Genomic DNA, 8,116 nt, shown 5'->3' with positions numbered 1-8,116 from the left:
AGAAAAGAACCAAAAAAAGAAGAAATATATATAATATTTTATAAATATTGTATCTTGAAATCTTGTTTTTTTTATTATACAAAAAAATTATATTTTGCAAAGTGTTTTTTAAAAAAATTTAAAAAAATAATCAATAAATATAATTAAAAAATTGTTTTTAATTTATAAATATAATATAATGTAAATTGTTTAATAAATAATTCAAAATAAAATTAAAGGAGATGTTTTTATTATATGAATCAAAAAAAAGAACAAATTAAAGAAGTTAGTTTTTTGGTAAAATTAGGTTGTTTATTTTGTATAATACCGTTAATAATATCTTGTGTATTTTTAACAATTACTTCATTATGTTGTTTATTTGGTGTTTGTACAAACATGATTCCTGATGAGATAAAAGAATTAGGAACTGTGCTTTTATCGTCAACAATAGTGATAATAACAATATCATGTTATGTACTTACTCATGTATATATAAGAATTTTTCAAGGCAAAGCTAGTAATACAGTTAGAATAATATTTGGAATAATGGCACTCCTATCTTATCTATTACCCGGATTATTTATTTTATTAGGACGCTACGAAGACAAAGCAATGACATAAATACAAAACAATTATTATAATTTTTAATTATAAAAAATTGTTAAAATTATGAATGACCCTATATAGGGTCATTTTTTTATTTAAATACCTTATAACAAAGGAATATCTTAATAAAGTCCAAGTCACTATATTTTCTTGAATTAAAGGTTTAATATAAAACTCAGTGTTATAAATTTTTGTAAATAAATTCATTTTTAATACCGAAAAGACTAGTTTAAAACAACTAGTCTTTTTTTATAGAAAAGAGATTTTAAAAATAAAAAAAATCAAAACAACAAACTTTCAACCTGATAAAACTATTAAAAACCACAGTGTTATAAAAAAATGTAAGTGCAGACGTTTATTTTATTTTTTATTTGTTTTTTTGTATTTTTCATATTATTTTTTTCCCTTCCGTCAGGGTTGTAGAATGTTGTTTTAACTAATTTTTTGTTTTCGTTGTATTAGTTGATTTTTTTGATAGTTTTGCCGTTGTCTTGGTAGAATTTTGTTTTAACTAATTTTTCGTTTTCGTTGTATTCGTTGATGTACCAAATAGTTTTATTGTAGGGACAATAGTTTGTTGTTTTAACTAATTTTTCGTTTTCGTTGTATTCGTTAATAAACATAATAATTTTGCCGTCGGAACTATAAAATGTTTCTTTAACTAATTTTCTGTTTTCGTTATATTCTTCAATAAAACTAATAGTTTTGCCGTCTTTTTGGTAGGTTTTTACTTTAATTTTTTGGCCGTTTTCGTTGTATTCGTTGATGTACCAAATAGTTTTGCCGTCGTTTTGGTAGAATGTTGTTTTAACTAATTTTTCGTTTTCGTTATATTCTTCAATTGCCTCAATAGTTTTACCGTCGGGTTGACGGTAAAATATTTTTTGTTTTTGTTCTTTGTTTTTAATTAAATTTGGATTTGTAACTTTTGGTTCTATGATCGATGTTTTTGGCGTAACTGAGTTTTTGAATACATCTTCGTCAACTTTTAATTCTTCTGCATAATATTCAGCTTTTTTTAAATCTTTTTTATTATAATTATAAATAAAATATGTTGTAATTATTAAAATTAGTGCCAAAATTATTGTCAAAATAATTTTTTTATTATTATCAAAAAATTGTTTTAATTTCATTTTTTTATATTTTTCCTTTAATCGAGGATTTGTATTTCTCGCTTTTATTACAAAATGGTCGTTACTCTGGTCGTACTGTTATAAATTTTTGTAAATAAATTCATTTTTAATACCTAAAAGACTAGTTAAAACAAACTAGTCTTTTTTTATAGAAAAGAGATTTTAAAAATATGTAAAGTTAAAAAAACATTTACATTTTTTTATAACAGTACGACTATTAATTAATACCAATTAAGATTATAAAATAAAAAACAATTTTTAAATTTAGTTTTTTTGTTTATAAGGTATCGAATTAATTTTGATAATGATAAAATAATTTTTTTTATAAATAATTATCTTTAATTATTATAATTTTTACTTATTATAATTTAAAGTTATTTATTTATTTATATTTTTACTTTATAGTAAGAAAAATATATCAATAATAATAAAAATAATTCAAAATAACAGGATTCAATTTATACTACACGTTCTCAAAATTATTCATTTTAAAACCTCTTTTTGTTAAAAAAAAGACTAGTTTTTTTTAACTAATCTTTTCGGTATTAAAAATGAATTTATTTACAAATTTTTAAAACAGTGCGAGAATTATGGGAAGCTGTATGTTTAGAAACTTGCTTGTACAATAGGGGACAAGATCAACTATAATAAAAAATTTGTATCTCTTAAAAGCAGTTAATTTATCATAATAATTTTAAAATGAAAAGTTGTATATAAAAAGAGAAAGTTTAAAATCTTTTTTTAGATTCAGTTAAAAATAATATAAAAAAGTTATAATTAAAATATTTTATTTATATTAAATAAACTTTTAATAAAATATTAAACAATTTTTTCTTTAATTAAATTACGATGAATAAAAAAATATTATAAACACATAAATCTTATAAAATATAATAAAATAATAGTGTATGCAATAAATTTCTATTAAAAACTTTTTTATTTAAATTAAGTACAAAGGTAAAAAAATGCTAGATAATAATTGTCTCAAACTTTTTTTTATTTTTATTTGTTATTTTATCGGGTCTATTCCAATGGGTTTAATAATAAGTAAAATTTTCAAAAATAAAGATTTACGTTTATTAGGTTCTAAAAATATAGGTTCTTCTAATGCAGCTAGAATTTTAGGATTTAAATATGGTTTTGTTGTTTTTTTATTAGATTTTTTAAAAGGTTTTTGGATTATTATAATACCGTCGCCGTCAGATTATAAATTATTATATGGAATAATAACAATTTTAGGACATATGTTTTCTATTTTTAACAAATTCAAAGGAGGTAAAGCAATAGCAACTTCTGTAGGTTTTATTACAGCTATTGACCCTTTTATTGGAATCTTAGGAATCGTATTTTTTATTTTATTTTTAAGAATTTCAGGTTATGCTTCTCTAGCTTCTTTATTATCAACTTCATTAGTTAATGTTTTTTTATGGATTTCGTATTTAATAAACAATAACATTGATATTCGGATGCTTTTGGGAATTCTAATTATAACTATTTTAATTTTTATAAAACATTCTAATAATATAAAAAATTTAATCAAAGGAACAGAAAACAAATTTAATTTTGGTTCAAAAAATATTCTTAAAAAAAATTAATAATGAAAAATGTTAATTAGTTTTTTTAATATTTATTTTTTTATTAATTTTGTATTTAAAATATTTTCATTTAAAAAAGCATTTTTGAAAAATCAAATTATTTTAATTTTTCAAAAATGCTTTTTTTATTTTATTATATAAATTTTTATTATATAAATTAAAAATTAATTTTGGAGGCCCTGGGCGGATTTGAACCGTCGATCAAGCTTTTGCAGAGCCATGCCTTACCACTTGGCTACAGGGCCCCAATGTATCAAATAAAAAATTTAAAATTTCAAAAAATATTTATTCTTTAATCATTAAAAATTCAATATCTTCTGTTTTTCTAGGAACATCTTTAGTTAAATTAATATTACCATCTTTTTTAATTAAAATATTATCTTCTATTCTAACGCCTAAATTAAATTCTTCGAAATATAAACCAGGCTCTACAGTAATAACACTGTTTTCTTTAATGGGTTCGTAAATGTTTCCGACATCATGAACATCTAAACCTAAATAATGACCTAATCCATGATAACAATACTTTTCTATATTCTCGTCTGCTTTCATAAATCCATTTTCTTGTAATCTGGTTTTTAAAATATCTTTCCCGAATTTATTCATTTCTTGAAAAGTATATCCTGGTCTAATCCATTCAATAATTTTTCTATTAGCTTCTAAAACTATATTATAAATAATTTTTTGTTGAGATGTAAATTTTCCACTGGCAGGAAAACAAAAAGAAATATCGGAAGCATAATTATTATATTTTACACCTAAATCTAGCAATACCAAATCATTTTGTTTAATTCGATCTTTTTGTCGATTATAATGCAAAATAGTAGCATTCTTTCCAGAAGCTATAATAGTGTTAAAAGAAGGACGTAAATCGTGATCAGCTAAAAAATAATGATAAAATGCTGATATTTGATATTCATACATACCAGGTTTTAAAACTTTAGCAATTGCTCTTAAAGCTTTATCATTAAAAACAATTGCTTTTTTTATCAAATCAATCTCTGTTTCATTTTTAATAACTCTCATATTTATTAAAAAATTACAAGAATCATAAATATTTATATAAGGATAATTTTTTTGAATCCATTCAGCTCTCAATAAAGACAAATTAAATTTTTTATTTAAATCAGTATTTGATAAATCTAAATAAAAATTTTCAATAAGACCATATTTTGAATTTTGAGCAGTATTCAATAAACGGGTTAAAAAAGAATTTAAAATATCAATATTTAAAATATTCATTAATGGAATGGAACTTAAATTTGATGCTTTTTCAAAACTAAGACTTTCTCCATCCCATTTTTGTTTTAATAAATCATGATATTTCAAAAATAAAAAAACTTCTTCATTACCATAACAATCCTTAACAATTAATAAAACAGAATTATCTTCTTCTATACCTGTCAAATAATAAAAATTTTTATTTAAGGCAAAATTTAAATCGAGAGAAAAATCATTTAAATTAGAAAAGAATAAAGCAATACTACCTTTTTTCATTTTAGATAACAATAAAGAACGATTTTTTTGATAAAAAGACATTTTGTTAAAACTCCATTAAAATTTTATTTTTTTTCTCTGTGAACAGTATGTTTACGCAAAAAAGGACAATATTTTTTAAATTCTAAACGTCCAGGAGTTTTTTTCTTATTTTTGTAAGTATGATAATTTTCTCTACCACATTCTGTACAAATTAATTTGACTAAATCACTCATTTTTTTAAACCTTTTATTTTGTATTTTTGTGTTTTTTTGTGTTATTATATTAATTTTATAAGTATAATTGTAAATTATTTTTTGTAAAATAAAAACTATAAAAAAACATTTACTCTAAAAATTTTCAAATATTTATTTTAAATATCTTCTGAAGCTAAATCTTTAAATGTTTTGCTTATTTTAAATACTGGAACAAATCTAGCTGGAAGAGTTACAACTTTATCGCTTTTTGGAACTTTGCATACTTTTTCTTTTCTATGTTTTAAATGTACTGCTCCTAAATTACCAATCACTACTTTAATTACTTTTGAATTAGGATTTTCTTTTTTTTCTTCTTTTAAACCTTCTGCTACAACATCACTTAAACAAGACAAAAATTCTCCTACTTGTTCTGTTTTAACATTTAACTTTTTAGACATCTTGCTGATTAATTTTAACTTATTCATTTTAATTCCTTTTAATTTTAATTAATTTTTAAAAATTTTGTAAAATCTAATAGAATTTTAACATAAAAAAAAATATTATCAACATAAATATTACAATAAAACAATATTTTTGTTATTTTTAACATTTTTCAAAAATATTTAATAAAATAAAATCAAAAGGTTTATATTCAAAAATAACCTTATAAGCACTTTCTATAATTGGTAAACAAATTTTATTTTTAATTGCCAAATTATAAAAAACTTTTAAGTTATAAATTCCTTCGATAACTTGATTAGTTTGATTCAAAATTTGATCTAAATTTTTACCCATTCGAATTTTTTTTCCAGCTTGATAATTACGAGAATTTTCATTAAAAACAGTAACAGTTAAATCTCCTAATCCTGCTAAACTCAAAACAGTTTCGATAGAATTCGACTTGGAAAACAAAAATAAAATCTTTTTCATTTCAGCAATTCCGAAAGTAATAAACGCTGAACGAGCATTAGAAGCAAAATTAACACCATCTAGCATACCACTGACCAAAGCCAAAGCATTTTTAAAAGAAGCGCATATCTCACAACCTATTACATCATTAGAGGTAGAAACTTTTAAATAATTTTTATTAAAAAACATTTTAGCAATTTTTAAAGCAAATTCTTGATTTAAAGAAGAAGCTGTTAAAAAAGTAATTTTTCTCAAAACAACTTCCTCAGCATGAGAAGGTCCAGCAAGAAAAACATAATTTTTAATTTTATCAGCAGATATTTCTTCTGTAATAATCTGAGAAATAATTTTATTACTTTTAAATTCGATACCTTTTGAAACATTAATAAAATTTTTGCTTAAAGTTAAAATATTATTAATTTGTTTGAATAAATTTCTCATATTTTGCGTAGGGATAGATAAAAAAATATAATCAGAATGACAAAGTGCTTTTTCTAAATCATCAGTCGCCTTAATTTTATCAGATAAACGAACATCAAAAAAAGGATGTTTTTGTTCGTTTATTTTTTTAATATATTCAATATTATTATCATAAATTAATACTTGATTCGAATTATCATCTAAAACTTGAGCTAAAGTCGACCCCCAAGCGCCACCACCAATAATAGTAATTTTTTCCATTACAAAAAAACTTCTTTCTTTTTAAAAATTATTTTCAAAGGAATTCCACTTAATTCTAAATTTAATCTTAATTGATTTTTTAAATATCTTTCGTAAGAAAAATGAATAAATTTAGGATCATTGACTAAACAAATAAATTCAGGACATTTCGTAGCTGTTTGTTTTAAATAATAAAATTTAGCTTTACCTTGATTAAAAAAAGATGGAGGATTAATTTGAGTAGCTTCGTGTAAAATATCATTTAATAAATGAGAAGAAAAAGTTTGTTTATAATTATCAAAAACTTTATCTAAAGCGTTAAACAATGTATGAATTCTTTTTATATTTTTTGCAGATAAAAACACTATCGGAACATGATTAAAAAATTTAAATTCTGTTTTAACCATTAATTCGAATTTTTTTATGTCTTTGTCAGAAGGCTCTAATAAATCCCATTTATTCAAAACAATAATACAAGGTTTTGAATAATTAAAAATAATAGCAGCTATATTTCTATCTTGCTCAGTAATATTATAACTTATATCTAATAAAAAACAGACAATATCGCTTCTTTGAATAGCATCTAAAGCTCTTAAAAAACTATACTTTTCATGTTTTTCATAAAATTTTTTTTTTCTTCGCATTCCAGCGGTATCTATTATATGATATCTTTGATTATTTTTTTCAAATATAGTGTCAACTGCATCAGTTGTAGTTCCTGAAAGTTCAGACACAATCATTCTTTCCTGCGATAATAAAGCGTTAGTTAAAGTAGATTTTCCAACATTAGTACGACCTACTAAACAAAATTTTAAATCTTCTGTTTCATCATTTTCTATTTTTTTATCACGTGGTAAATAAGATACAACTTTATCTAATAATTTACCGATACCAATTCCATGTTGTGTACTAATTCCTATGATATCACTAAATCCTAAAGAATAAAATTCATAAACATTTTCATATAAATTTAAATTATCTATTTTATTAACAGCTATAATAACATTTTTATGACTATTATATAACATTTTAGTTATTCCTAATTCTTCTTTAGTTATTGTGGTATTTTGACCATCAGTAACCCAAATAATTAAATTAGATTCGGAGATAGCTAATTCAGCTTGATGTTTAATTTGTTGAATTAAAGGAATATTATCAAAAACAATTCCTCCCGTATCAATGATAAAAAATTTTTGATTTAACCATGTAGCTTCAGCATAAATACGGTCTTTAGTCGTCCCAGCCTCTTCATAAACAATCGATAATCTTTTATTTAAAATACGATTAAATAAGCTTGATTTGCCTACATTAGGTCTTCCTATAATAGCTACTTTAAAATTCATATTTTACTCTTATTAATGATTATTTTAAATAATATATTAAAATAAAAAATATCAAAATATTTTTATTTTTTTGTATCAAAAAATTATAAATAAATAAACTAAAAAAATTTTTAAAAAATTAAAATTTTATTTAAATAAAACAACATATTAATTATATCTTTTTTATATAATTAAAAAAAAATTATAATATTTACAAAATCAAATTAAAGAACTTTCAA

General features: G+C 21.6%; 8 protein-coding genes and 1 tRNA gene. 2 read left to right on the top strand and 7 right to left on the bottom strand.

What is annotated here, in order from left to right:
- The first annotated feature begins 234 nt into the window (after positions 1-234).
- On the top strand, positions 235-600 hold the full coding sequence (locus KTO59_RS00975; RefSeq protein ID WP_284928217.1) for a hypothetical protein: 366 nt from the start codon (positions 235-237) through the stop codon (positions 598-600).
- 443 nt (positions 601-1,043) lie between these two features.
- Here KTO59_RS00975 and KTO59_RS00970 read toward each other — a convergent pair whose 3' ends face one another.
- The gene (locus tag KTO59_RS00970) at positions 1,044-1,718 is read right to left on the bottom strand and encodes a DUF2963 domain-containing protein (RefSeq protein WP_284928216.1); all 675 of its coding nucleotides are present in this window, start codon (positions 1,716-1,718) and stop codon (positions 1,044-1,046) included.
- 965 nt (positions 1,719-2,683) lie between these two features.
- Between KTO59_RS00970 and plsY the strand changes: the two genes are divergently transcribed.
- Complete coding sequence (plsY, locus tag KTO59_RS00965) at positions 2,684-3,313, top strand: glycerol-3-phosphate 1-O-acyltransferase PlsY (RefSeq protein WP_284928215.1); 630 nt, start codon at positions 2,684-2,686, stop codon at positions 3,311-3,313.
- Positions 3,314-3,484: 171 nt separating this feature from the next.
- Here the strand turns inward: plsY and KTO59_RS00960 are convergent.
- The 6 genes from KTO59_RS00960 to der form a co-directional block, all read right to left on the bottom strand.
- Positions 3,485-3,558: transfer RNA gene (locus KTO59_RS00960), tRNA-Cys, on the bottom strand.
- 40 nt (positions 3,559-3,598) lie between these two features.
- Positions 3,599-4,852 carry a Xaa-Pro aminopeptidase gene (locus KTO59_RS00955; RefSeq protein WP_284928214.1) on the bottom strand — a complete coding sequence of 418 codons (1,254 nt, stop codon included), beginning with the start codon at positions 4,850-4,852 and terminating at the stop codon, positions 3,599-3,601.
- Between the two features lie 23 nt (positions 4,853-4,875).
- Complete coding sequence (gene rpmG / locus KTO59_RS00950) at positions 4,876-5,025, bottom strand: 50S ribosomal protein L33 (protein WP_121463710.1); 150 nt, start codon at positions 5,023-5,025, stop codon at positions 4,876-4,878.
- A 137-nt stretch (positions 5,026-5,162) separates the two neighbouring features.
- The gene (locus KTO59_RS00945) at positions 5,163-5,471 is read right to left on the bottom strand and encodes an HU family DNA-binding protein (RefSeq protein WP_225696016.1); all 309 of its coding nucleotides are present in this window, start codon (positions 5,469-5,471) and stop codon (positions 5,163-5,165) included.
- 118 nt (positions 5,472-5,589) lie between these two features.
- Positions 5,590-6,576 (bottom strand): NAD(P)H-dependent glycerol-3-phosphate dehydrogenase, encoded by a 987-nt coding sequence (locus KTO59_RS00940; RefSeq protein ID WP_284928213.1) that lies wholly within the window; start codon positions 6,574-6,576, stop codon positions 5,590-5,592.
- Positions 6,576-7,898: a ribosome biogenesis GTPase Der gene (gene der / locus KTO59_RS00935; protein ID WP_225696014.1), complete on the bottom strand. Its 1,323-nt coding sequence runs from the start codon at positions 7,896-7,898 to the stop codon at positions 6,576-6,578. The genes KTO59_RS00940 and der overlap by 1 nt, the downstream gene beginning before the upstream one ends.
- Positions 7,899-8,116: the final 218 nt, after the last annotated feature.

The sequence above is a fragment of the Candidatus Phytoplasma sp. AldY-WA1 genome (assembly GCF_020312115.2).
GTDB classification, from domain to species: Bacteria; Bacillota_I; Bacilli_A; order Acholeplasmatales; family Acholeplasmataceae; genus Phytoplasma; species Phytoplasma vitis.
Note: the sequence above shows the minus strand (reverse complement) of the source record. Positions and strands in the feature narration are given on the sequence as shown.